21 protein-coding genes and 1 pseudogene are annotated in these 22951 nt (G+C 60.8%); 9 read left to right on the plus strand and 13 right to left on the minus strand.

Going from position 1 to position 22951, the window contains the following annotated elements:
* Positions 1-8: 8 nt before the first annotated feature.
* Both AC3WKX_RS24990 and AC3WKX_RS24995 read left to right on the plus strand, forming a co-directional pair.
* Entirely contained in the window at positions 9-1190 is a 1182-nt protein-coding gene (locus tag AC3WKX_RS24990) for an aminotransferase class V-fold PLP-dependent enzyme (RefSeq protein WP_102606214.1), read from the plus strand.
* Positions 1181-1288: pseudogene (locus AC3WKX_RS24995) on the plus strand (outer membrane lipoprotein carrier protein LolA); the annotation flags it as partial. The gene AC3WKX_RS24990 and the pseudogene AC3WKX_RS24995, both read left to right, overlap by 10 nt.
* Positions 1289-1387: 99 nt before the next feature.
* Here the strand turns inward: AC3WKX_RS24995 and AC3WKX_RS25000 are convergent.
* From AC3WKX_RS25000 to zwf, 3 genes are read right to left on the minus strand one after another with little or no spacing between them, the layout of a single operon-like run.
* On the minus strand, positions 1388-2053 hold the full coding sequence (locus AC3WKX_RS25000; RefSeq protein ID WP_003213027.1) for a bifunctional 4-hydroxy-2-oxoglutarate aldolase/2-dehydro-3-deoxy-phosphogluconate aldolase: 666 nt from the start codon (positions 2051-2053) through the stop codon (positions 1388-1390).
* A gap of 17 nt (positions 2054-2070) precedes the next feature.
* Positions 2071-2784 (minus strand): 6-phosphogluconolactonase, encoded by a 714-nt coding sequence (pgl, locus tag AC3WKX_RS25005; RefSeq protein WP_087693179.1) that lies wholly within the window; start codon positions 2782-2784, stop codon positions 2071-2073.
* Entirely contained in the window at positions 2771-4237 is a 1467-nt protein-coding gene (zwf, locus tag AC3WKX_RS25010; RefSeq protein ID WP_063027707.1) for a glucose-6-phosphate dehydrogenase, read from the minus strand. Before zwf ends, pgl begins: the two co-directional genes overlap by 14 nt.
* 218 nt (positions 4238-4455) lie before the next feature.
* Here zwf and AC3WKX_RS25015 point away from each other — a divergent pair, with 218 nt between their 5' ends.
* Positions 4456-5316 carry a MurR/RpiR family transcriptional regulator gene (locus AC3WKX_RS25015; protein ID WP_173406104.1) on the plus strand — a complete coding sequence of 287 codons (861 nt, stop codon included), beginning with the start codon at positions 4456-4458 and terminating at the stop codon, positions 5314-5316.
* A gap of 142 nt (positions 5317-5458) precedes the next feature.
* Here the strand turns inward: AC3WKX_RS25015 and AC3WKX_RS25020 are convergent, their stop codons facing one another.
* From AC3WKX_RS25020 to AC3WKX_RS25065, 10 genes are all read right to left on the minus strand, one after another.
* A complete protein-coding gene (locus AC3WKX_RS25020) occupies positions 5459-6304 on the minus strand; it encodes a D-hexose-6-phosphate mutarotase (protein WP_102606215.1) in 846 nt (281 codons plus the stop codon).
* A 178-nt stretch (positions 6305-6482) separates the two neighbouring features.
* Positions 6483-7829: a carbohydrate porin gene (locus AC3WKX_RS25025; RefSeq protein WP_102606216.1), complete on the minus strand. Its 1347-nt coding sequence runs from the start codon at positions 7827-7829 to the stop codon at positions 6483-6485.
* Positions 7830-7934: 105 nt separating this feature from the next.
* Positions 7935-9095 carry an ABC transporter ATP-binding protein gene (locus AC3WKX_RS25030; protein WP_017475738.1) on the minus strand — a complete coding sequence of 387 codons (1161 nt, stop codon included), beginning with the start codon at positions 9093-9095 and terminating at the stop codon, positions 7935-7937.
* Between the two features lie 2 nt (positions 9096-9097).
* On the minus strand, positions 9098-9943 hold the full coding sequence (locus AC3WKX_RS25035; RefSeq protein ID WP_003213012.1) for a carbohydrate ABC transporter permease: 846 nt from the start codon (positions 9941-9943) through the stop codon (positions 9098-9100).
* Positions 9936-10844, minus strand: a complete 909-nt coding sequence (locus AC3WKX_RS25040; RefSeq protein ID WP_003213011.1) for a carbohydrate ABC transporter permease — start codon at positions 10842-10844, stop codon at positions 9936-9938. Before AC3WKX_RS25040 ends, AC3WKX_RS25035 begins: the two co-directional genes overlap by 8 nt.
* An 88-nt stretch (positions 10845-10932) precedes the next feature.
* Entirely contained in the window at positions 10933-12219 is a 1287-nt protein-coding gene (locus AC3WKX_RS25045; RefSeq protein ID WP_003213009.1) for an ABC transporter substrate-binding protein, read from the minus strand.
* A gap of 106 nt (positions 12220-12325) precedes the next feature.
* Positions 12326-13585 carry a D-mannose isomerase gene (locus tag AC3WKX_RS25050; RefSeq protein WP_102369764.1) on the minus strand — a complete coding sequence of 420 codons (1260 nt, stop codon included), beginning with the start codon at positions 13583-13585 and terminating at the stop codon, positions 12326-12328.
* Between the two features lie 156 nt (positions 13586-13741).
* Positions 13742-14569, minus strand: a complete 828-nt coding sequence (locus AC3WKX_RS25055; RefSeq protein ID WP_003213005.1) for a hypothetical protein — start codon at positions 14567-14569, stop codon at positions 13742-13744.
* 118 nt (positions 14570-14687) lie between these two features.
* Positions 14688-15686 (minus strand): NAD-dependent epimerase/dehydratase family protein, encoded by a 999-nt coding sequence (locus AC3WKX_RS25060; RefSeq protein WP_003213003.1) that lies wholly within the window; start codon positions 15684-15686, stop codon positions 14688-14690.
* Between the two features lie 52 nt (positions 15687-15738).
* Positions 15739-16632 carry a LysR family transcriptional regulator ArgP gene (locus AC3WKX_RS25065; RefSeq protein ID WP_102607506.1) on the minus strand — a complete coding sequence of 298 codons (894 nt, stop codon included), beginning with the start codon at positions 16630-16632 and terminating at the stop codon, positions 15739-15741.
* Between the two features lie 98 nt (positions 16633-16730).
* Here AC3WKX_RS25065 and AC3WKX_RS25070 point away from each other — a divergent pair, with 98 nt between their 5' ends.
* The 6 genes from AC3WKX_RS25070 (at position 16731) to AC3WKX_RS25095 (ending at position 22690) form a co-directional block, all read left to right on the plus strand.
* Positions 16731-17132, plus strand: a complete 402-nt coding sequence (locus AC3WKX_RS25070) for an ACT domain-containing protein (protein WP_102606370.1) — start codon at positions 16731-16733, stop codon at positions 17130-17132.
* A gap of 5 nt (positions 17133-17137) precedes the next feature.
* On the plus strand, positions 17138-17740 hold the full coding sequence (locus tag AC3WKX_RS25075) for a LysE/ArgO family amino acid transporter (protein WP_003212999.1): 603 nt from the start codon (positions 17138-17140) through the stop codon (positions 17738-17740).
* Positions 17741-17915: 175 nt separating this feature from the next.
* Positions 17916-18512, plus strand: a complete 597-nt coding sequence (locus AC3WKX_RS25080; RefSeq protein WP_003212997.1) for a superoxide dismutase — start codon at positions 17916-17918, stop codon at positions 18510-18512.
* A 158-nt stretch (positions 18513-18670) separates the two neighbouring features.
* Positions 18671-18868, plus strand: a complete 198-nt coding sequence (locus AC3WKX_RS25085) for a hypothetical protein (RefSeq protein ID WP_003212995.1) — start codon at positions 18671-18673, stop codon at positions 18866-18868.
* 270 nt (positions 18869-19138) lie between these two features.
* Entirely contained in the window at positions 19139-21190 is a 2052-nt protein-coding gene (locus AC3WKX_RS25090) for a putative bifunctional diguanylate cyclase/phosphodiesterase (protein ID WP_003212994.1), read from the plus strand.
* 162 nt (positions 21191-21352) lie between these two features.
* Entirely contained in the window at positions 21353-22690 is a 1338-nt protein-coding gene (locus tag AC3WKX_RS25095; RefSeq protein ID WP_003212990.1) for an imelysin family protein, read from the plus strand.
* Positions 22691-22951 lie beyond the last annotated feature (261 nt).

The following is a 22951-nucleotide window of genomic DNA, read 5'->3' on the forward strand; positions in this document are numbered from 1 at the left end:
GCACGCACATGGACAGTACCCGCGACGAACAACACTGGCACGCCATCGCCCAGCGCTACGACCTGGAGCCCGGCCCGATCAACCTCGAAAACGGTTACTTCGGGCGCATGAGCCGCGCGGTACTTGAGCAGTATCAGGACAACGTCGCCTTCATCAACCGCAGCAACTCGATCCATGTGCGCCAGCGTTTCGAGCAGGGCGAAAACGTCGAGATCCGTAACCAGTTGGCGCAGTTGATGGACGCCGATCCTGAAGCCATCGCCCTCACCCGCTGCGCCTCGGATGCGTTGCAGTCGCTGATCCGCAACTACAACCGCTTGCAGCCCGGCGACCAGGTGCTGATCAGCGACCTGGAGTACGACACCGTCAAGGGCGCCATGCGCTGGCTGGCGCAGAATCGTGGCGTAGAAGTGATCGAGATTGCCCACGAACACCCGGCCAGTTTCGACAGCCTGGTGCAGACGTATCGCGATGCGTTCCTGCGCTATCCCCGCCTGAAACTGCTGGCACTGACCTACGTGACCCACCGCACCGGGCTGGTGATGCCGGTGGAGGCGATTGCCGGCGCTGCCAGGGAACATGGAATTGATGTGATCCTCGATGGCGCCCATGCGCTGGGGCAGATCGAGTTCAACCTGGCACAGTTGGGTATCGCGTTTGCCGGTTTCAACCTGCACAAGTGGATCGGTGCGCCGTTGACCCTGGGCTTTATTTATATCGACCCACAACGGTTGGCGGACATTGATCCGGACATGGGGGAGTTTCATTACCCGGCCACCGATGTACGTGCCCGCACGCCATACAGCACGCCGAATTTCCCGGCGTTGATGACCTTGCCGCTGGTGTTCGAAGAGCATCGTTTGCTGGGTGGATCCAGAGCCAAGGGCGCCCGCCTTAATTACCTGCGGGATTTGTGGGTGAGTGAGGTGCGGCAGTTGCCGGGAATTGAAGTGCTGACGCCGGACGACCCACGGCTGTATTGCGCGATCACGTCGTTCAAGTTCACTGACAAGCCGGATCAGCAGGTGATGGCGGACCGACTGCTCAAGGAATACAACCTCTTCACCACAACCCGCAGCGGCGCGTCGTTCGGCAGTTGTATTCGGGTGACACCAGGCTTTTTGACGTCAGCGGCGGACATTCATGCGCTGATCAAAGCCATCACCGAACTGAGCGCGATATCACTGTAGGAGCGAGCTTGCTCGCGAAGGTCGTTAACGATGACACGGGAAACCTGACACCCAGCGGTGCTCTCGGTTTTTTCGCGAGCAAGCTCGCTCCTACAGTGGGAGTGGGCCATTTTCCGCAGGCAAAAAAAAGCGGCACACCGACCAAGTGCACCGCAAAAATGCCGTAGAACACAGCAACAACGATTCGGTAAATCCAATCAGTCCAGCAGGGCCAGCGCCTCGGCGGTGGTTTCCTGGATGCGTGCCCAGTCGCCGTTCTTGACCCATTCCGGATCAAGCATCCAGCTACCGCCCACGCACATCACATTTTTCAACGCCATGTAGCTCTTGATGTTGGCCGGGCCAACACCACCAGTCGGGCAGAATTTCACTTCGCCAAACGGGCCGCCCAGGGCCTTGATCGCCGCCACGCCACCGCTGACTTCAGCCGGGAACAGCTTGAAACGGCGATAACCCAGGCCATAACCTTCCATGATCCCGGAGGCATTGCTGATGCCCGGCAACAGCGGAATCGAGCTGTGTACCGAGGCTTCCAGCAGGTCACGGGTAATCCCGGGAGTGACGATAAATTGCGAACCGGCCACTTCGGCCGCTTCCAGCATATGACGATCCAGCACGGTACCGGCACCGGTGCACAGCTCCGGACGCTGCTCACGCAGTACCTGGATGGCCTTGAGGCCGAACTGCGAACGCAGGGTCACTTCCAGTGCGGTCAAACCACCGGCTGCCAGGGCATCGGCCAGCGGCAGGATGTCCTGTTCGCGGGCAATGGTGATCACCGGCAGGATCCGCGCCTTGGCGCAGAGGCTGTCGATCAAGGCAACTTTGTCCGCCATGGAAACGGTAGGTTGAGGGCTGTTCATCGCGGCTGATCCTTGGCTCATGGGCACCAGTAAATCTCTAGAGTAGGTTGCAAAAACGCGCGTATCGGCATGGCAGCAACGTCGTCACTGGCCAGCGCGGCGCTCAAGGTGGTCAATTTCGAGCTGCCGGAAATCGACAGCACGGTGTAGTGGGCGGTGGCCAGCAGCGCGCGACTCATGGTCAGGCGCTGGTGCGGCACGGTCGGCGCCAGCATCGGCCAGCAACGACGGCTGCCGTCCGGCTTCAACGCTTCAGCCAGGTTCGGGCTATTGGGGAACAGCGACGCGGTGTGGCCGTCGTCGCCCATGCCCAGTACCAGCACATCAATCGTCGGCAACTCGGCCAGCAGGCGATCAGCCTGCTCGGCAGCGTCGTCAAGGGTGGCGGCGACGCTGTACAGGCTCAGGAACTTGGCCTTGGCCGCCGGGCCTTGCAGCAAATACTTCTTCAACAGGCCGGCATTGCTGTCGGCATGTTCCACCGGCACCCAGCGCTCGTCGGCCAGGGTGATGGTCACCTTGGACCAGTCCAGGCCTTGCTTGGCGAGGTTCTGGAAGAACGCCACCGGGCTGCGGCCGCCGGACACCACCAGGGTCGCCTCGCCACGGGCACTGATGGCCGCGCGCAGTTGTTCGGCCACGTCATTGGCCAAGCCATCCGCCAGCAGCACCGGATTGCGGTACTCATGGGCAGTCACGCCCTGAGGCAGTTTCAAATCAGATATCGCCATACCAAGACCTCCCGTCCCGCGTGATCAGTGCAATCGAGCTCATTGGCCCCCAGGACCCCGCCGCGTACGGCTTGGGCGCATCACCGGATTTTTTCCACCCGGCGATCAACTGGTCACACCACTTCCACGCAGCTTCGATTTCATCTTTGCGCACAAACAGGTTCTGGTTGCCACGCATTACTTCCAGCAACAGCCGCTCGTAGGCATCGGGAATCCGTGCGCTGCGATAGGTGTCGGAAAAATTCAGTTGCAGCGGGCCGCTGCGCAGTTGCATGCCCTTGTCCAGGCCCTGCTCCTTGGTCATCACGCGCAAGGAAATCCCTTCGTCCGGTTGCAGGCGGATGATCAGTTTGTTGCTGATCTGCAAGCGCTGCTCGGGGGCGAAGATGTAGTGGGACGGTTCCTTGAAGTGGATGACGATCTGCGACAGTTTTTGCGGCATGCGCTTGCCGGTACGCAGGTAGAACGGCACCCCGGCCCAACGCCAGTTACGGATATCGGCACGCAGGGCGACGAAGGTCTCGGTGTCGCTCTGGGTGTTGGAGTTCTCTTCTTCCAGGTAACCCGGTACCGGCTTGCCGGCGCTGTAGCCGGCGATGTATTGGCCACGCACCACCTGGGTGGTCAGGCCGTCCGGGCTGATGGGCGCCAGGGCCTTGAGCACCTTGACCTTCTCGTCCCGAATACTGTCGGCAGACAGGTCGGCCGGCGGGTCCATGGCGATCAGGCACAGCAGCTGCAGCAGGTGGTTCTGGATCATGTCCCGCAGCTGCCCGGCCTTGTCGAAATAGCCCCAGCGACCTTCGATGCCTACTTGCTCGGCCACGGTGATTTCCACGTGGGAGATGTAGTTCTGGTTCCACTGGGTTTCAAACAGGCTGTTGGCAAAACGCAGGGCGATCAGGTTCTGGACGGTCTCTTTGCCCAGGTAGTGGTCGATGCGGTAGGTGCGGTTTTCCGGGAAGAACTGCGCCACGGCGTCGTTGACCTTGCGCGAGGAATCCAGGTCCGAGCCGATGGGTTTTTCCAGGACCACGCGGGTATTTTCCGCCAGGCCGACCTTGGACAGGTTCTCGCAGATCGCGCCATACACCGCCGCCGGGGTGGCGAAGTAGGCAATCAGGCGTTGTTCAGTGCCGGCGTTCTCTGCCAGGGCGACGTAGTCATCGGCCTTCAGGAAGTCGACGTGCAGGTACGTCAGGCGGGCCAGGAAACGCTGGGCGACGGTTTCGTCCAGTTCCTTGCCAACGTAGCTGCGCAATTCTTTTTCGATGTGGGCCAGGTGCTGTTGCTCGGAACCGGCCTCACGGGCCAGGGCCAGGATGCGCGTGTCTTCGTGCAGCAGGCCCGCACCATCGAGTTGATAGAGGGCAGGAAATAACTTGCGCAGCGCCAGATCACCCAAGGCGCCAAACAGGGCAAAGGTGCAGGGTTCTACGGTTATCGAAGGCATGATGTTTGTTCTTTTATCAAGTTAAGCTACAAATACCTTTTTTTAAGGCATCACTCAAGGAAAAATGTAGTAATAACCACAACATTTTCCCGAAAAACGTATTCCGAGTGGTGGTGTTCAACTACCCTCAGTAGGATAGGCCACCGCAAAGGGCCGCTCGTCGATTGGTTGACGACCCTTATTTGCATCGTCGCCCTAAGGAAACATGAATGGACCGCGTGCGAAATCTACTGGAACAGATCCAGAAACGCCTCGAAGAACTGAACAAGGCTGAACGTAAAGTCGCCGAGGTCATCCTGCTCAACCCGCAGCAGGCGACCCGCTTCTCTATCGCCGCCCTCGCCCAGGCCGCTTCGGTCAGCGAACCTACAGTGAACCGCTTCTGCCGCTCGTTCGGCGTGAGTGGTTACCCTGAACTTAAATTGCAGCTGGCGCAAAGCCTGGCCAGCGGCGCGGCGTATGTCAGCCGCGCGGTGGAGGCCGATGATAACCCGGAGGCCTACACCCAGAAGATCTTCGGCAGTGCCATCGCGTCCCTCGACAGCGCCTGCCAGGCCCTGGACCCAAACCTGATCAGCAAGGCCGTCGACCTGCTGATCCAGGCTCGGCAGATCCACTTCTTCGGCCTGGGCGCTTCGGCGCCGGTGGCCATGGACGCGCTGCACAAGTTCTTCCGTTTCAACCTGTCGGTCACGGCCCACGCCGATGTGCTGATGCAGCGGATGATCGCCTCGGTGGCCCACACCGGGGAGTTGTTCGTGATCATTTCCTACACCGGGCGTACCCGTGAACTGGTGGAAGTAGCACGTATTGCGCGGGAAAACGGCGCCTCGGTGCTGGGCGTGACCGCCGAAAACTCGCCGCTGGCCAAGGCCAGTACGGTGAGCCTGAACATTCCGTTGCCGGAAGACACCGACATCTACATGCCGATGACCTCGCGGATCATTCAGTTGACGGTGCTGGATGTACTGGCGACGGGCATGACCTTGCGTCGCGGGGTGGATTTCCAGCCGCACTTGCGCAAGATCAAAGAGAGCTTGAACGACAGCCGGTATCCGGTTGGGGATGAATTCAACTAGGCCCGAATCTACTGTGAATGTGCCGGCCTCTTCGCGAGCAAGCCCGCTCCCACATTCGACTGCATTCCAAAAGTGGAACTCGGTCTAATGTGGGAGCGGGCTTGCTCGCGAAAGCGGCATCAGCAACACCGGAACATCCGGATCAAGCCCCCGCCCTCGCCTGCAAACTCAAATGCGCCCGCTCCCCCGGCGCCAGGCTCGCAGCAGCCATCGCCGACTCCACACACACAAACCCCGCAGCCTCGTTGAAGCTCACCCCCAGCAATGGTCGACTCCCCGGGTGCCACACCACCGTGTCGGCACTCTCGCCGGTGTCGATGCACAATTCGCGCTGCCAGGCATGGTCCTTGAGGTGCAGTTCACCGTCGTGCTGGAACACCCGCTGACACCCACCATCGACACGCAACTCACCTTCCTGCTGGCACGCCTGGCGATTCAGCTGGTCGTAGCCCTGCGCGCCATCGAGCCCAGACAGCGCTATCTCACCAACGTTGCCAATCCGCCAATAAGCGTGCAAAGCATGGCTCAATTGGCACGGCAGCTCGTCCTGGTGCTCGGTGGCCAGGCGCAGCTCCAGGGTTTCCCCCAGGTGTGCATGCAGGTCCACCTGCCAGTCGCATAGCTGCAATTGCCAGTGCAAACGCACGCCGGCGTCGTCGGTGCTGCTGTCCAGCAATTTCCAGTCGATCAGCCGTGCCCAGCCATGGGACGGCCAGGCGTTTTCGCTGGGATGGCGGCCATACCACGGCCAACACACCGGCACGCCGCCACGGATGGCGCCGACCTGCGGCCACTTGGCCGCGCACCACAGCCAGGGTTTCTGGCCCGTGGGCTGAAAGTGCAGCAATTGCGCGCCCTGGCGACTGAACACCGCCTGGCAGAGCGGGTGATCGATCACCAGCACATCGCGCATCTGGAAGCGTTCCCAGGCGAATACCGGCCGCTCGCGCAGGGATTTGAAAAAGCGTTGCAGCGGATGCTCATGCATGTGCCACGGTCCTGAATATCTTTGCAGGCGCTGGCTTGCCTGCGATGGCATCGCCTCGGTGTGGCAGATACACCGCGGGGCTCGCATCGCAGGCAAGCCAGCTCCCACACAAAAAAAAGCGGATAGCCATGGCTACCCGCAAAATGCGCACAGAGAGAAGGAGCTTATCGCAACAACGTTAGAACGTAGACTGAATTTTCAGGCCCGCTACCACCGCGTTGTCGACTTGCTTAACACCACCTGGGTTGGCGATGTATTGCAGGTTGGGACGCACGGTCAGCCAGTTGGTGACGTGGATGCCGTAGTTCAGTTCGACGTTGTATTCGGTGTTGCGCAGCGGTGCGTAACCCGCTTCGCTGTAATCGGTGAAACCGTTGGCCTCGTTATACAGCTCGGCGTTTTTCTTCACGTCGCTGTTGGCATGGATACGGGACACACCGATACCCACGTCATCCTTGGTACGGGCGTCGAATGGGCCTTTGTACACAAGCATCACCGACTGGTAGTTGTCGACCAGGTTGGTGTCTTTGTCGTGGAAGGTGGCGTTGGCCGCGATGTTCAAGCCGCGGGAAGCGTCGCCATTGTGGGTAGTGAGTTGCTGTTGCACGACGCCCCAATAGCCGGTTTTGCTGCTGCGCACACGGTAGGCTGCCCCAGTGGTGGCTGCATCGTTGCCATTGACATCTTTAAGTACGTCGTTGGCGTCCGCGGCGCTCTTGTAGTAACCCACACGGTATTCACCCGGCAGGCCATTGACCTTAGGCGACCAGACCAATTCCACCGGAATCACGGTGCCCTTGGTGCCGCTGCCGCTGAGCTTGAAGCCGTTGCCGTGCTCCAGTTGCGACGGGTTCTGGTTGTATGCACCGATTTGCGCATACAGTTCAGGCGTGATGTTGTACTTCACGCGAATAGCCGCCTGGGCGACTGGCCAGTTGTACCAGGTGTTTACATAGTTACCGACCTGGGAGCCGCAGAACGACAGGTTCTGGAAGTCGCACGGGAAGGTGTTGAAGTCTTCGCCTTCACCGAAGTAACCGAGTTTCACGTCCAGCTTGTTGTCGAACATCTGGTGCTGAATCCAGAACTGGGTCAGACGCACCATGTGGCCTCGGCCGTCGACTTCCTGAGACGAACTCAAGGTGCCGGCACGCGGGTCGCCAATACGGTCGTTGGAAATGTTTGCGCCATTACGATTGGTCAACTGGATCTTGGCCTGGGTGTTGTCCCAGCCCCACAGCTTTTGCAGGTCCAGTGCCACGCCCAGACCGAACTGGTCAGCGTAACGGGCAGTCTTGTCGTTGTTGTAGCCGCCGCCAAGGTTGCCACCGACTTCACCGACGTAATCCGCCTTGATGTCGATACCTTGCTCGATCAGTTTGGTACGTTCGCCGCCCCAATCACCGGTCATCCACTTGGAGTCGGCGCTGAACGCGTCGTCCGCCATCGCATTGGCGGACAGTACCAGGGCTGCTGCTGCTGACAGTTGGCAGAACAACCGGGTGTTGTTGTGGTGCTTTTTCATCCCTACATCCTCGTCTTTATTGTTATTAACTGTTTTTATCTAACGCGGTTTACTTCTTTGTGAGAGCAGGACTCTCACAAAAGCCCCTACACATCATTTGAAACTTCAGCGTCCCTTGAATTGAGCGACGTTGTCGGCACGGTCCTGGGCAGGCAACGAAGCGGCAGTGCCCAGGCGCTCGCCGGTCTTGGCGTCGAACAGCAACACTTTGGCCGGGTCGAACTGCAAGGTCAGGGTCTCGCCCACTTGCGGCGCCACATCGGGCGCCAGGCGGCAGCAGACCTTGGTGTCATTGATTTGCACGAACACCAGGGTGTCCGGACCGGTCGGCTCGGTGACTTGCACCTCGGCCCGAATGGTCGGCGCGCCGGTGGCTTCGGCGGCGGCCAGCACGATCTGCTCCGGGCGCAGGCCCAGGATCACTTCGCGGTCTTCAAGACCGGCATCGTTCATGTTCAACGGCAATTCACAGCGGGCCTGGCCGCTGTCCAGCAGCGCCACCAGGCGGCCGTCCTTGCGTTGCAGGCGCAGTGGAATGAAGTTCATCGGCGGCGAACCGATGAAGCTCGCCACGAACAGGTTGGCCGGGTCGTTGTAGATCTCTTTCGGCGTGCCGAACTGCTGGATGATGCCGTCCTTCATGACCGCCACTTTGTCGCCCAGGGTCATCGCTTCGATCTGATCGTGGGTGACGTAAACGGTGGTGGTTTTCAGACGCTGGTGCATCAGTTTCATTTCGGTACGCATCTCGACCCGCAGCTTGGCGTCGAGGTTGGACAGCGGTTCGTCGAACAGGTAGATCTTCGGGCGACGCGCCAGTGCACGGCCCATGGCCACGCGTTGTTGCTGGCCACCGGAGAGCTGGCCCGGCTTGCGATTGAGCAGGTGCTCGATCTGCAGCAGCTTGGCCACTCGCGCCACTTCTTCATCGATCGCCGCCTGGGGCATCTTGCGAATCTTCAGGCCGAATTCGATGTTCTCGCGCACGCTCATGGTCGGGTACAGCGCGTAGGACTGGAACACCATGGCGATATCACGATCCTTGGGGCTCATGCCGCTGACGTCCTGGTCGCCGATCATGATCGCGCCACCGGTGATGTTTTCCAGGCCGGCAATGCAATTCATCAAGGTCGATTTGCCGCAACCCGAAGGGCCGACCAGGATCAGGAACTCACCTTCCTTGATCGACAGTTCGATGTTCTTCAGGGTGTCCGGCAGGCCGGTACCGTAGGTCTTGTTTACGTTACGAAGTTCAAGCGTTGCCATGATTACCCCTTGACCGCGCCGGCCGTCAGGCCGCGCACGAAATACTTGCCTGCGACCACATAGACCAGCAGGGTCGGCAGCCCGGCGATCATCGCCGCCGCCATATCAACGTTATATTCCTTGACCCCGGTACTGGTGTTGACCAGGTTGTTCAGCGCCACCGTGATGGGCTGCGAATCACCGCTGGAGAACACCACGCCGAACAGGAAGTCGTTCCAGATCTGCGTGAACTGCCAGATCAGGCACACCATGATGATGGGTGTCGACATCGGCAGGATGATCAGGCGGAAGATCGTGAAGAACCCCGCGCCATCCAGGCGAGCCGCCTTCACCAGTGCATCGGGAATGCTGACGTAGTAGTTACGGAAGAACAGTGTAGTAAACGCCAGTCCGTAGACGATGTGCACGAACACCAGGCCCGTGGTGGTACTGGCCAGGCCCATCTTGCCGAGGGTGAACGAGGCTGGCAGCAGCACGGTCTGGAACGGCAGGAAGCAGCCGAACAGCAACAGGCCGAAGAACAACTGCGAACCACGGAAGCGCCACATCGACAGCACGTAGCCGTTCAACGCACCGATGGCGGTGGAGATCAGTACCGCCGGAACGGTGATCTTGATCGAGTTCCAGAAGTAGCCGTCAACCGTGGCCCAGGCTTTCACCCAGCCGATGCCGGTGATCACGGTGGGCCAGCTCAGCAGGTTGCCGGTGCTGATGTCTTCCGGGGTCTTGAAGCTGGTGAGCAACATGACCACCAACGGCACCAGGTACAGCAGGACAGCGAGAATCAGCACCGCGTATATCGCGACGCGGCTCAGGCTGATGGCAGGTTTGCCAGCAAGACTAGTCATTACGCTTGGTCCTCAGCTCGGAGTACAGGTAAGGCACGATGATTGCGAGAATCGCACCGAGCATCAGAATCGCACTGGCCGAACCCATGCCCATCTGGCCGCGGCTGAAGGTGAAGGAGTACATGAACATCGCCGGCAGGTCGGAGGAGTAACCCGGACCACCCGCCGTCATGGCCGCCACCAGGTCGAAGCTCTTGATCGCGATGTGCGCCAGGATCATTACCGCACTGAAGAACACCGGGCGCAGGCTTGGCAGCACCACTTTCCAGTAGATGCGCGGCATGCTCGCGCCGTCGATCTGCGCCGCACGGATGATCGATTGATCAACACCGCGCAGGCCGGCGAGGAACATCGCCATGATGAAGCCCGAGGCTTGCCACACAGCAGCGATCACCAGGCAATACACCACACGGTCCGGGTCGATCAGCCAGTCCAGGCGAAAGCCTTCCCAGCCCCAGTCACGCAGCAGTTTGTCCAGGCCCATGCCTGGGTTGAGCAGCCATTTCCAGGCGGTACCGGTGACGATCATCGAGAGCGCCATCGGGTACAGGTAAATGGTGCGGATAAAACCTTCGCGACGGATTTTCTGGTCGAGGAAAATCGCCAGGGTCACGCCGATCACCAGGGTGATGCCGATGAACATGCCACCGAATACCGCGAGGTTCTTGCTCGCGACCCACCAGCGGTCGTTGTCGAACAAGCGCACGTATTGCGCCAGGCCTACGAACTTGTAGGTCGGCAGGAAAGTCGAGTTAGTGAACGACAGCACGAACGTCCACAGGATGTAGCCATAGAAGCCCACCAGAACGATGAACATGCTCGGCGCCAGCACCAGTTTGGGTAGCCAGCGCTGCAGTGCATCGAACGGCGAGGCTTTGCTGAACACAGCAACAGAACTCATGGGAAAATCCAGTACAGGGAAAAAGGACTACAGGAACAGGCCTTGTGGGGGTTAGGGGTCCCCCCACAAGGCCATTCGGTACTAACCGTTACTTGGCCGACTTGATCGCTGCCGCGAGTTTCTTCGCGGTATCGGCAGGGTCAGCTTTCGGGTCATTGATGTAGTTGGTCACGACATCAAAGAACGCGCCTTGTACCGCCAGCGTGGTTGCCATGTTGTGGGCCATGCTTGGTTGCAGGCCGCCAGTCTTGGCATCCGCCAGGAAGTCCTTGGCAGCAGTCTGGGCGCAGGAGTCGAAGCCGTATTTGCCCATGTCTTGCAACATGTCGATACGAACCGGGATCGAGCCCTTGTTGATGCTGAAGACTTTCTGGAAGTTTTCGCTCAGCACGACCTTGGCGATGTCCTGCTGACCGGCAGCAGTGCCTTTGTCTTTCTGCTTGAAGGCTGCGAGGGAGTCGATGTTGTAGGTGAAGGCCTTGTCGGTGCCCGGGAAGGCTACGCACTCGTAGTCTTTGCCGGCGACTTTCTTGGCGGCGGTCCATTCACTCTTGGCCCAGTCACCCATGATCTGCATGCCGGCCTTGCCGTTGATGACCTTGGCGGCTTCCAGGTTCCAGTCCTGGCCTTTGCCGTCGGCGTCCATGTAGGTCGCGACTTTCTTCAGCTCGGTCAGGGACTTGATCATTTCAGGGCCGGTCAGGGCTTTTTCGTCGAGGTCCACCAGGGCTTTCTTGTAACCGTCAGCCCCCATGACCGAGAGCACGACCGCTTCGAAGACGGTGCTGTCCTGCCAAGGCTGGCCACCGTGGGCGAGCGGAATGAAGCCCGCGGCCTTGAGCTTGTCGCCCGCTGCGTAGAATTCTTCGAGGGTGGTCGGGTTCTTGGTGATACCGGCTTTCTTGAACACTTCCGGGTTGATCCACAGCCAGTTCACGCGGTGAATGTTCACCGGCACGGCCACGTAGTTACCTTCGTACTTCACGGTATCGGAGACTTTCTTGTCCAGCAGGCTGTCCCACTTCTCTTCTTTGGCGGGTTCCTTCAGGACGTCGGTGTCGAGCAGCCCGGTGGACGCCCATTCCTGGATGTCGGGGCCTTTGATCTGGGCCATGCCTGGCGGGTTGCCAGCAACGGCGCGGCTTTTCAGTACGGTCATGGCAGTGGAACCGCCACCGCCGGCGACGGCACCGTCTTTCCAGGTGAAACCGTCTTTTTCAACTTGGGCCTTCAGGACATCTACTGCCGCTTTCTCGCCACCCGAGGTCCACCAATGCACAACTTCAACCGTCCCTTTCGAGTCGGCGGCAAAAGCACTGAGGGGAAACAACGAGGCAACGGAAATAGCTACGGCGAGGCGACTGATCGCTTTCATCTGAGTACCTTTTTTCTTGTTGTTATGCATGCAAGTCGGTGCTTGCGCTGCAAACGAGTTTAAACAGGGATTTTTCAGGTGCAGGTAACAAAGGGACGCCAAAATGTCACCACTTGGTGACATAGCGCCCGGTGGCCACGGCACTGGCCATGCTCGGTGACAAGGGTAGACCCGGCAGCAAGACAGACTGCCAGGCGTGGTAGAGGTCCGGTTTGCCACCCCAGATTTTCGCGCTGGGCTGGTTTTTCGGGCTCAGTTCGTGGTGCCAGCTGCCGTGGGTGCGGTCAATGAAACGGGTTTCACAGAACTCCCAGAAGCGCCGGTACCAGGTTTCGTAATGCAGCTCCCCCGTGCGTTTGAGCAGCGCCTGGGCAGCGGCACTGGCTTCGCAATGGGTCCAGTGCAGGCGCTCGCGCACCACGGGGCGCTGGCTCCAGTCGAGGGTGTAGACAATGCCGGGAGCGCCGTCGACGGCCCAGGCGTATTCACAGGCGCTGGCGAACAGGCCCTTGGCGTCGGTCACTAGCCACTCAGGGGTGACGAGCCCGGCATCCAGGCGCGCAGCCTCAAGGTGCAACACCAGTCGCGCCCATTCGAAGCCGTGGCCGGGGGTGATGCCGTAGGGACGAAAACCATCGGCCGGGTTGTCTTCGTTGTAACCACGCAGGGGTTGCCAATGGCTGTCGAAATGCTCGATCACCATGTCCCGGTTTTGCGCCGCATGGGTATGAATAATCCGCTCGACGATGCGCAGTGCCCGGTCCAGCCAGCGGGTTTCACCGGTGACATCGGCCAGGGCCAGGAAGGCTTCGGTGGCGTGCATGTTGCTGTTGGCGCCGCGATAGGCTTCTACCCCGCTCCAGTCCTGGGCGAAGGACTCGAGCATCGCGCCCTCCTCTTCGCTCCAGAAATACTGGTCGATGATGTGGATCGCGTCGTTGAGCAAGGTTTGCGCGCCGGGCGCGCCGGCCACTACTGCGGAGCTGGCGGCCAGGGCGACAAAGGCGTGCAGGTAGGCGGCCTTGCCGGTGTTGCCGTCGCGGGCGTCGGGCGTGGCGAACCAACCGCCGTGCCGGGCATCGCGCAGCGGGCCGCTGAGGGCCACGACGCCGTGTTCCACCAGGTCGGCATAACCTGGCAGGCCCAGGCCATGGGCCATGGCAAAGCTGTGGGTCATACGGGCGGTGTTCATGGTTTCGGCTACGGCATCGGGCGGCAAAACACCGTGATCGTCGAGGTTGCCGAAGCCGTCAGGCAGCCTGGAAGCCTTGGCGAATGACAGCAGGCGCTGGCCTTCAGTGGCAAGCCAGGCGTGATGGGCAGGTGCGTTCAGCCAACTACTGGCAGGCAGTGGTTGCGTGGTCATGATTAGCCCTTTTTATTATGTGCGGGATGACGGGAGTCTAAACAAGGGCGGCGCGAGGGCAAGTAACGAAGGAGACGGGAAATGTCACCGATTGGTGACATTGATTGTGCCAGGGCTTGCAGGCGTCATGTGTAATGACGCCTGCAGCACCTCACATCACTGCTGCCCGAGAGGAGTGATCCGGGCCGGCTGGTTGATCTGCTGCTGCAGGTTCTGCACCTGGCTTTGCAAGGCAGTGACGTTACGCGTGGTCTGGATGCGGAACACGTCGAACTCCTTGGTGGACGGACCGTCGGAAGCCGCGGCGCGGTTGTCCAGTTCGCTCTTGAGGACCACAAGGTCCTGCTCCAGGCGGGCGATGGCGGCCGTGGGGTTGCCCTGTTTTTTCAGGGCTGCGACGTCGGCGGAGAGGTCCTTGAACTCGGCATCCCGGGACTTGAGGGTAGCCACCGCCTCCGTCAGCGCCTGGACCTGGCCCTGCAATTGCGCGTTGGCACTGGACAGTTGGGTCGTGCTGGCGGTCATCTGCTCCAGGCGCTTGTCCAGGTCAGTCGCCTGGCCGGCCACGCCCATCTGCTGCTTGCCCTGCTCCAGCAACTGGGTCTCCAGCTGCTTGATCTGCAGTTTCAGGGCCTCGCTGCCATTATTCACATTGGCTTCGCTGGCCACCACCTTGCCGGAAATATCCTGCAGGCGCCCCGCCGCTTCCTCGCTGATGCGCGCGAAGCTTTCCTGGGTCGCCACCAGTTGCTGGCCCATCAGGGAAATCTGCTGGAAGCTCCACCAGGCTAGGCCGGCGAAGGCGAACAGCAGCGCACCGACCAATGCCCACAGCGGCCCGGTACTGGCGCTCTTGACCTTGACAACCGGCGCAGGCCGGGAGCGCACGGAGGTAGCCGGCGTGGGCTCGAAATCATCGTCGTCCGAGGTGTCGGCCCGCAGGCTGGGAACGTTGTCGAAGTCGTCGTTAGCATCGTTACGCATGAATCAACCTTAAATCCTTTGAGGTGGCATATGGATAGCCAAGCGTCGGAGTATAAACCCCCGACCTGCCGCACTGATCGACCCGGGTTCGCAAATTCGGTTCCCGGTGTGTTGCCGGTTATTTAAGTCCCACGTCCTGGGCCTTCCACCAACTGCAGAACTCGTCGAGGGCCGCCCACAGGCTGACCTTGGGCTGGTAGTCGAGATAATGCCGTGCGCGGGTGATGTCGAGGGTGAAATCTTTGTTCATCACCTGCATGCCCAGCCGTGACAAAGACGGTTCCGGGCGCCCTGGCCACATGGCACAGAAAGCTTCATTGAGCGCCGCAACGCTGTAAGACAAGCCGTAGGACCGATAACGGGTGACCTGAGGCATGTCCATCTGTCGCATCACGTAGTTCACCACATCCCACACCGGCACCGGGGCACCGTTGCTGATGTTGTAGACCTTGCCCAACGCCGAGCCCGTCGCCAGCAAACTGCTGAGCAGGGCTTCATTGAGGTTGTGCACGCTGGTGAAATCGACCTTGTTCAGGCCATCGCCGACAATCGCCAGGCGGTTCTTGCGCTGCATCTTCAACAGGCGCGGGAAGATGCTCATGTCGCCGGCCCCCGTGACAAAACGCGGGCGCAGGGCCAGCACTTCGAGGCCGAACTCCTGGGCGCCGAACACCTTTTGCTCCGCCAGGTACTTGGTGGCCGCATACGGGTGCTTGAAACGCTTGGGCACTTGTTCTTCGGTCAACCCCAGGTGGTCGCGGCCATCGAAATAGATCGACGGCGACGACAGGTGCACCAGGCGCCCCACCCGCTGCTTGAGGCAGGCCTCCACCACGTTTTCGGTAACCAGCACATTGCCCTGGTGGAAATCCTGATAGCGCCCCCACAGCCCCACGGCCCCGGCGCAATGCACCACGGCCTCGACATCGCGGCACAGCTCGCGCACCAGGTCCGGATCATTCAAATCACCCTGGATAAACTCGGCGCCGCGCCGTACCAGGTGCTCCACACCTTCGGCCCGCCGCCCGTTGACCCGCACGTCCAGGCCCTGCTCCAGGGCGAAACGCGCAAAGCGCCCGCCAATGAAGCCGCTTGCGCCGGTGACCAGAATTTTCATGACTTACTCCGCATTCTTTCGTTTTTCATCGCTGTTGCCTTGACGCTGGCCATCACGCCAACGGCACCAACCATTGCCCCGTTGTGTGTGCCAGATGATCCGTCAGCAGGCCCAGCAATTGTCCACCACTGCGCCAATGATGCCAGTACAGCGGCACATCGATCGGCTTATCTGGCAATAACTCCACCAACACGCCCTTTTCCAGCTGGTCGCGCACCTGCAGTTCGGGCACCAGGCCCCAGCCCAATCCGGCTTCCGTCAGGCGAATAAAACCTTCGGACGAGGGGCATAGATGGTGTTCGAAACCACCGTCGACGCCCAGGGACGCCAGGTAGCGATGCTGCAGGAAATCATCCGGGCCGAACACCAGCGCCGGCGTGCGGGCCAGTTGATCGGCCCGCACGCCCTCGGGAAAGTGCCGAGCGACAAACGCCGGGCTGGCCAGCGCCCGATACCGCATCGCGCCGAGCAACAGGCTGCGGGCACCGGCCACCGGGCGTTCGCTGGCGCAAATACAGGCTGCCACTTCGCCGGCGCGCATGCGCTTGAGGCCGACGGTCTGGTCTTCCACGACGAGATCCAGCAGCAGGTGTTGCTCGGCGCAGAAGTCGCTCACGGCCTCGGCCCACCACGTGGCGAGGCTGTCGGCATTCAAGGCGATGCGCAGGCGCTCGGGCATGCCCTCTTCATCCAGCGCAGGCACCTGGCTTTGCAGGTCGCGCTCCAGTAGCCGCACCTGTTGCACATGGTTGAGCAAACGGCGGCCGATTTCGGTGGGCGTCGGCGGCGTGGCGCGCACCAGCACCGGCTGGCCGACCCGCGCTTCCAGCAATTTGATGCGCTGGGAGATCGCCGACTGGGAGATTCCCAGCACTTGGGCGCCCCGTTCAAAGCCGGCCTGTTCCACCACCGCCGCCAGGGCGGAAAGCAATTTATAGTCGAACATCAGTTTTCCTAATGAGCGATCAGCAATATTGGTTTTTCTTATACAGCCTTGGACGGGAGAATAGCCAGCATCGCTTCTTCTTATTCAAGGACCTCCACATGGCTGGCGAAACCGCCCTGGCAACCCTGCTGCGCAGCATGAGCCCACAGCTCAATGACGGCGACTACGTGTTCTGCACCCTGGCCGACAGCCGAATCCCCGAAGGTTGCGAGGTGATCGGCAGCTTCCGCGAGCAGGAAGGCCTGACGTTGATCGTCGAGCGCCAGCAGGCCGAGCGGGCCGGACTGGCCTTCGACTATGTGGCTGCGTGGATCACCCTCAACGTGCATTCGGCCCTGGAAGCGGTCGGCCTGACCGCCGCGTTCGCCACGGCCCTGGGCCAGGCCGGGATCAGTTGCAACGTGATTGCCGGCTACTACCACGATCACCTGTTTGTCGGCCGCGCCGATGCCGAGTGCGCCATGACGGTGTTGCGGCAATTGGCGGCGGGCGCGGAGTAAATCCTATGTGGCAAAGCTATATGAACGGCCTGTTGGTGGCCTTTGGTTTGATCATGGCGATCGGCACCCAGAACGCGTTTGTGCTGGCGCAGAGCCTGCGGCGCGAACATCACCTGCCGGTGGCGGCACTGTGCGTGGTGTGCGACGCGATCCTGGTGGCCGCCGGCGTATTCGGCCTGGCCACCGTGCTGGCGCATAACCCGGTATTGCTGGCGATTGCCCGCTGGGGTGGCGCGGCGTTCCTGCTCTGGTACGGTACCCTCGCCCTGCGCCGGGCCTGCTCGAAGCAGAGCCTGGGCGAGGGCGAGAACCTCAAGGTACGCTCGTTGAAGGCGGTGATGCTCAGCGCCCTGGCGGTGACGTTGCTCAACCCCCACGTGTACCTGGACACCGTCTTGTTGATCGGCTCCCTCGGCGCCCAGCAAACCGAACCGGGCGCCTACGTGGCCGGGGCCGCCAGCGCTTCATTCCTGTGGTTCATGACCCTGGCCCTGGGCGCCGCATGGCTGGCACCGTGGCTGGCGCGCCCCGCCACCTGGCGGATTCTGGACCTGCTGGTAGCCGCCATGATGTTCAGCGTGGCCTATCAATTAATCAGCGCAGCGTAGATATTCCAAAACGCTCTGGAACCTCTATCCCACACAGTTGTTGCGTGGTTTTGCCGCACCCCCGGTGCTATGATCCAGCCCCTGCGCCGCAAAGAGTACAAACTCCCCGGCGCTTGTTTGGCCGCCCGTGATCGGCCTTGCGCTCACCGCAACTGACCTGATTAGGAGAATCATCATGGCTTTCGAATTGCCGCCGCTGCCCTACGCACACGATGCCCTGCAGCCGCACATTTCCAAGGAAACCTTGGAATACCACCACGACAAGCACCACAACACCTATGTCGTGAACCTGAACAACCTGGTGCCTGGCACCGAGTTCGAAGGCAAGACCCTGGAAGAAATCGTCAAGTCTTCTTCGGGCGGCATCTTCAACAACGCCGCTCAGGTCTGGAACCACACTTTCTACTGGAACTGCCTGGCGCCAAACGCTGGCGGCCAACCTACCGGCGCACTGGCTGAGGCGATCAACGCTGCCTTCGGTTCGTTCGACAAGTTCAAGGAAGAGTTCACCAAGACTTCCGTCGGCACCTTCGGTTCCGGTTGGGGCTGGCTGGTGAAAAAGGCTGACGGTTCCCTGGCACTGGCCAGCACCATCGGCGCCGGCAACCCGCTGACCAGCGGCGACACCCCGCTGCTGACCTGCGACGTCTGGGAACACGCTTACTACATCGACTACCGCAACGTGCGTCCAAAGTATGTGGAAGCGTTCTGGAACCTGGTCAACTGGAAGTTCGTGGCTGAGCAGTTCGAAGGCAAGACCTTCACCGCTTAAGTACCGCTTGCAGTAGAAAGAGCCCGGCAATTGCCGGGCTTTTTTGTGGGCGATTACAAATGGAAAAATGCCAGGAAAACGCTGGAACTCATCAAAAGGATTTCGCCACGCAGTATGTAAGAGGAATGTCCCTCTGATTGACTGCAGGAGAACTTGATATGGATCTAGCATCTTTGATCGGCATGGCCCCTCAAGCACTTAACGTGTTCGATAACGTGACAGATAAGGGCCTGGACGTCCTGGACAAAAGCTTGGGCATCCTTGATAAGACCGTGGACATAGCTCGACAGGCCTTGGGGCAAATCGACCCTCAGGCGCAAGACCAGCCACAACCGCCGAAAATTTCGTTTACCTGATGGGCGCTGACGCTCGACGGTTTGTTTCGCTGGACTGAAAAACCCGCGCTCGTCCTGAAAAGACGGTACAAGAAGTCGGCACGTACGATCCGCCGACTTCACTCCATGCCAGGCCTGCCTTTCCATTCCCCCTCCCAACGTCTTACCCCCGGACGCGCTCATCTAAACTGCAAAACCTGCCCTGGCCGCAATGTCCCTTTGACTGCCCTCACGGGATTGCCAATACTCATGGCATATTGAGGCTACCCGCATGGAACAAGGAATAACCCTTTGAAGCTGGAACTCAAAAACAGCTTGTCGGTGAAGTTGCTACGGGTGGTACTGCTTTCGGCATTGGCCGTGGGCGTGGTACTGAGCGCGGCGCAGATCGTCTTTGATGCGTACAAGACGCGCCAGGCCGTGGCCGGTGATGCCCAGCGCATCCTCGACATGTTTCGCGACCCGTCCACCCAGGCCGTCTACAGTCTGGACCGGGAGATGGGCATGCAGGTCATCGAAGGCCTGTTCCAGGATGATGCCGTGCGCATGGCCTCCATCGGCCACCCCAACGAAACCATGCTCGCGGAAAAAACCCGCGACCTGCAACAATCCCCGAGCCGCTGGCTGACCGACCTGATTCTGGGCCAGGAACGCACGTTCACCACGCCGCTGGTGGGGCGCGGGCCTTACAGCGAGTACTACGGTGACCTGAGCATCACCCTCGACACCGCCACCTATGGCAAAGGGTTTCTTGTCAGTTCGGTGATCATTTTCATCTCCGGGGTGCTGCGGGCGCTGGCCATGGGGCTGGTGTTGTACCTGGTCTATCACTGGCTGCTGACCAAGCCGCTCTCGCGCATCATCGAGCACCTGAGTTCGATCAACCCCGACCGCCCCAGCGAGCACAAGATCCCGCAGCTCAAGGGCCACGAGAAAAACGAGCTGGGGCTCTGGATCAACACCGCCAACCAGTTGCTCGAATCCATCGAGCGCAATACGCACTTGCGCCATGAGGCGGAAAACAGCCTGCTGCGCATGGCCCAGTACGACTTCCTGACCGGCCTGCCGAACCGCCAGAAACTGCAGGAGCAACTGGACAAGATCCTGATCGACGCCGGCCGCCGGCAACGCCGGGTCGCGGTGTTGTGCGTGGGGCTGGATGACTTCAAAAGCGTCAACGAGCAGTTCACCTACCAGGCCGGCGACCAGTTGCTGCTGGCCCTGGCCGACCGCCTGCGCGCCCACAGCGGCCGCCTCGGCGCCCTCGCCCGCCTCGGCGGCGACCAGTTCGCCCTGGTGCAGGCCGATATCGAGCAGCCCTACGAAGCCGCCGAATTGGCACAAAGCATCCTCGACGACCTGGAAGCCGAATTCGCCCTCGATCACGAACAGATCCGCCTGCGTGCCACCATCGGCATCACCCTGTTCCCGGAAGACGGCGACAGCACCGAGAAGCTGCTGCAAAAAGCCGAACAGACCATGACCCTGGCCAAGAGCCGCTCGCGCAACCGCTACCAGTTCTATATCGCCAGCGTCGACAGCGAAATGCGCCGCCGCCGCGAGCTGGAAAAGGATCTGCGCGACGCCTTGAGCCGCGAGCAGTTTCACCTGGTGTACCAGCCGCAGATCAGCTATCTCGACCACCGTGTGGTGGGTGTCGAAGCGTTGATCCGCTGGCAGCACCCGGAGCACGGCCTGGTGCCGCCCGACCTGTTTATCCCCCTGGCCGAACAGAACGGCACCATCATTGCCATCGGCGAATGGGTACTGGACCAGGCCTGCCGGCAACTGCGGGAATGGCATGACCTGGGCTTCACCGAGCTGCGCATGGCGGTCAACCTGTCGACCGTGCAGTTGCACCACGCCGAGCTGCCACGGGTGGTCAACAACCTGCTGCAAATCTACCGCTTGCCGCCGCGTAGCCTGGAGCTGGAAGTCACCGAGACCGGCCTGATGGAAGACATCAGCACCGCCGCCCAGCACCTGCTGAGCCTGCGCCGCTCCGGGGCACTGATTGCGATTGATGACTTCGGCACCGGCTATTCGTCCCTGAGCTATCTGAAAAGCCTGCCGCTGGACAAGATCAAGATCGACAAGAGCTTCGTCCAGGACCTGCTGGATGACGACGACGATGCGACCATCGTGCGGGCGATCATCCAGCTCGGCAAAAGCCTTGGCATGCAGGTGATCGCCGAGGGTGTGGAGACCGCCGAACAGGAGGCCTACATCATCTCCGAGGGTTGCCACGAGGGTCAGGGCTACCACTACAGCAAACCCTTGCCGGCACGGGAGTTGGTGGCCTACTTGAAACAGGCCCAGCGCAATAACGCCGCCATCCTCTGAAGCGATGCCGGCCATCGGGGCCACGCGCGCCGATGGCCGGCAAATCGATACTAAATATTTCCTGCTTATAACGCTTTACACAAAATGCAAATCTTTCGCATTATGTCGCAGTTTTGCGCGCCCCCCGCGTGCCCCATCAACAACCGAAGCAGGATGTTCGCCATGATTCGTATGCCCCTGGCCACCGCCAGCCTTCTCGCCATTGCCATTTCGCTCGCCGGTTGCGGTGAAGGCAAAGACAAGGCCGCCGCGCCTCAAGCCCCGGCCGCCGCCAGCACCACCGCCCCGGCGGCTGCCCCGGCAGGCCAGGTAGACGAGGCCGCCGCCAAGGCCGTGGTCGCGCATTACGCTGACATGGTGTTCGCGGTGTACAGCGATGCCGAGTCCACCGCGAAAACCCTGCAAACCGCGATCGACACTTTCCTTGCCAACCCGAACGACGACACCCTGAAAGCGGCCCGTACCGCCTGGATCGCCTCGCGCGTGCCGTACCTGCAGAGTGAAGTGTTCCGCTTCGGCAACACCATCATTGACGACTGGGAAGGCCAGGTGAACGCCTGGCCCCTGGACGAAGGCCTGATCGACTACGTCGACAAGACCTACGAACACGCCCTGGGCAACCCTGGCGCCACCGCCAACATCATCGCCAACAACGAGATCCAGGTCGGCGAAGACAAGGTCGATGTCAAAGACATCACCCCGGAAAAACTCGCCAGCCTGAATGAGCTGGGCGGTTCCGAAGCCAACGTAGCCACCGGCTACCACGCAATTGAATTCCTGCTCTGGGGCCAGGACCTGAACGGCACCGGCCCGGGCGCCGGCAACCGCCCAGCGTCGGACTACATGACCGGTGATGGCGCCACTGGCGGCCACAACGAGCGCCGCCGCACCTACCTGCGCGCCGTGACTCAACTGTTGGTCAGCGACCTGGAAGAAATGGTCGGCAACTGGAAGCCCAACGTCGAAGACAACTACCGCGCCACGCTGGAAGCAGAACCTGCGACCGATGGCCTGCGCAAGATGCTGTTCGGCATGGGTAGCCTGTCCCTGGGCGAGCTGGCCGGTGAGCGCATGAAGGTTTCCCTGGAAGCCAACTCGCCGGAAGACGAACAGGACTGCTTCAGCGACAACACCCACAACTCGCACTTCTACGACGCCAAGGGTATTCGTAACGTTTACCTGGGTGAGTACACCCGCACCGACGGTACCAAGATGACCGGCGCCAGCCTGTCTTCCCTGGTGGCCAAGGCCGACCCGGCGGCCGATGAAGCGTTGAAGGCTGACCTGGCCTCCACCGAAGCGAAGATCCAGGTGATGGTGGACCACGCCAACAACGGCGAACACTACGACCAGTTGATTGCTGCCGGTAACGACAAAGGCAACCAGATCGTACGTGACGCCATCGCCGCATTGGTGAAGCAGACCGGTTCGATCGAACAGGCTGCTGGCAAGCTGGGCATCAGTGACTTGAACCCGGATAACGCTGATCACGAGTTCTGATCAGTGCCGCGTTGAATGAGGCGACCTTCGGGTCGCCTTTTTTATACCTGCCAAACCGCTTTGGGCCGAACACATTCCCTGTGGCGAGGGAGCTTGCTCCCGTTGGGCCGCGCAGCGGCCCCAGTGAAGCCACCGCACATTTCCAGAAAAACGCCTCGGAAGGTTTGGGGACTGCTTCGCAGTCCAGCGGGAGCAAGCTCCCTCGCCACGGGATCAACGCAGCCACGATCATCGCCCCCCCGGTTTACTTGCCCTGCACCG

This window comes from Pseudomonas sp. GP01-A4, assembly GCF_058780865.1.

Bases quoted from the DNA above. Each gene is read 5' to 3' on its own strand.
- AC3WKX_RS25085 (WP_003212995.1), top strand. From the start codon at position 18,671: ATGGATCTAGCATCTTTGATCGGCATGGCCCCTCAAGCACTTAACGTG.
- AC3WKX_RS25075 (WP_003212999.1), top strand. From the start codon at position 17,138: ATGTGGCAAAGCTATATGAACGGCCTGTTGGTGGCCTTTGGTTTGATC.
- AC3WKX_RS25045 (WP_003213009.1), bottom strand. From the start codon at position 12,219: ATGAAAGCGATCAGTCGCCTCGCCGTAGCTATTTCCGTTGCCTCGTTG.
- AC3WKX_RS25000 (WP_003213027.1), bottom strand. From the start codon at position 2,053: ATGAACAGCCCTCAACCTACCGTTTCCATGGCGGACAAAGTTGCCTTG.
- AC3WKX_RS25050 (WP_102369764.1), bottom strand. From the start codon at position 13,585: ATGACCACGCAACCACTGCCTGCCAGTAGTTGGCTGAACGCACCTGCC.
- AC3WKX_RS25030 (WP_017475738.1), bottom strand. From the start codon at position 9,095: ATGGCAACGCTTGAACTTCGTAACGTAAACAAGACCTACGGTACCGGC.
- AC3WKX_RS25035 (WP_003213012.1), bottom strand. From the start codon at position 9,943: ATGACTAGTCTTGCTGGCAAACCTGCCATCAGCCTGAGCCGCGTCGCG.
- AC3WKX_RS25025 (WP_102606216.1), bottom strand. From the start codon at position 7,829: ATGAAAAAGCACCACAACAACACCCGGTTGTTCTGCCAACTGTCAGCA.
- AC3WKX_RS24990 (WP_102606214.1), top strand. From the start codon at position 9: ATGGACAGTACCCGCGACGAACAACACTGGCACGCCATCGCCCAGCGC.
- zwf (WP_063027707.1), bottom strand. From the start codon at position 4,237: ATGCCTTCGATAACCGTAGAACCCTGCACCTTTGCCCTGTTTGGCGCC.
- AC3WKX_RS25065 (WP_102607506.1), bottom strand. From the start codon at position 16,632: ATGTTCGACTATAAATTGCTTTCCGCCCTGGCGGCGGTGGTGGAACAG.
- AC3WKX_RS25055 (WP_003213005.1), bottom strand. From the start codon at position 14,569: ATGCGTAACGATGCTAACGACGACTTCGACAACGTTCCCAGCCTGCGG.
- AC3WKX_RS25095 (WP_003212990.1), top strand. From the start codon at position 21,353: ATGATTCGTATGCCCCTGGCCACCGCCAGCCTTCTCGCCATTGCCATT.
- AC3WKX_RS25040 (WP_003213011.1), bottom strand. From the start codon at position 10,844: ATGAGTTCTGTTGCTGTGTTCAGCAAAGCCTCGCCGTTCGATGCACTG.
- AC3WKX_RS25020 (WP_102606215.1), bottom strand. From the start codon at position 6,304: ATGCATGAGCATCCGCTGCAACGCTTTTTCAAATCCCTGCGCGAGCGG.
- pgl (WP_087693179.1), bottom strand. From the start codon at position 2,784: ATGGCGATATCTGATTTGAAACTGCCTCAGGGCGTGACTGCCCATGAG.
- AC3WKX_RS25070 (WP_102606370.1), top strand. From the start codon at position 16,731: ATGGCTGGCGAAACCGCCCTGGCAACCCTGCTGCGCAGCATGAGCCCA.
- AC3WKX_RS25060 (WP_003213003.1), bottom strand. From the start codon at position 15,686: ATGAAAATTCTGGTCACCGGCGCAAGCGGCTTCATTGGCGGGCGCTTT.
- AC3WKX_RS25080 (WP_003212997.1), top strand. From the start codon at position 17,916: ATGGCTTTCGAATTGCCGCCGCTGCCCTACGCACACGATGCCCTGCAG.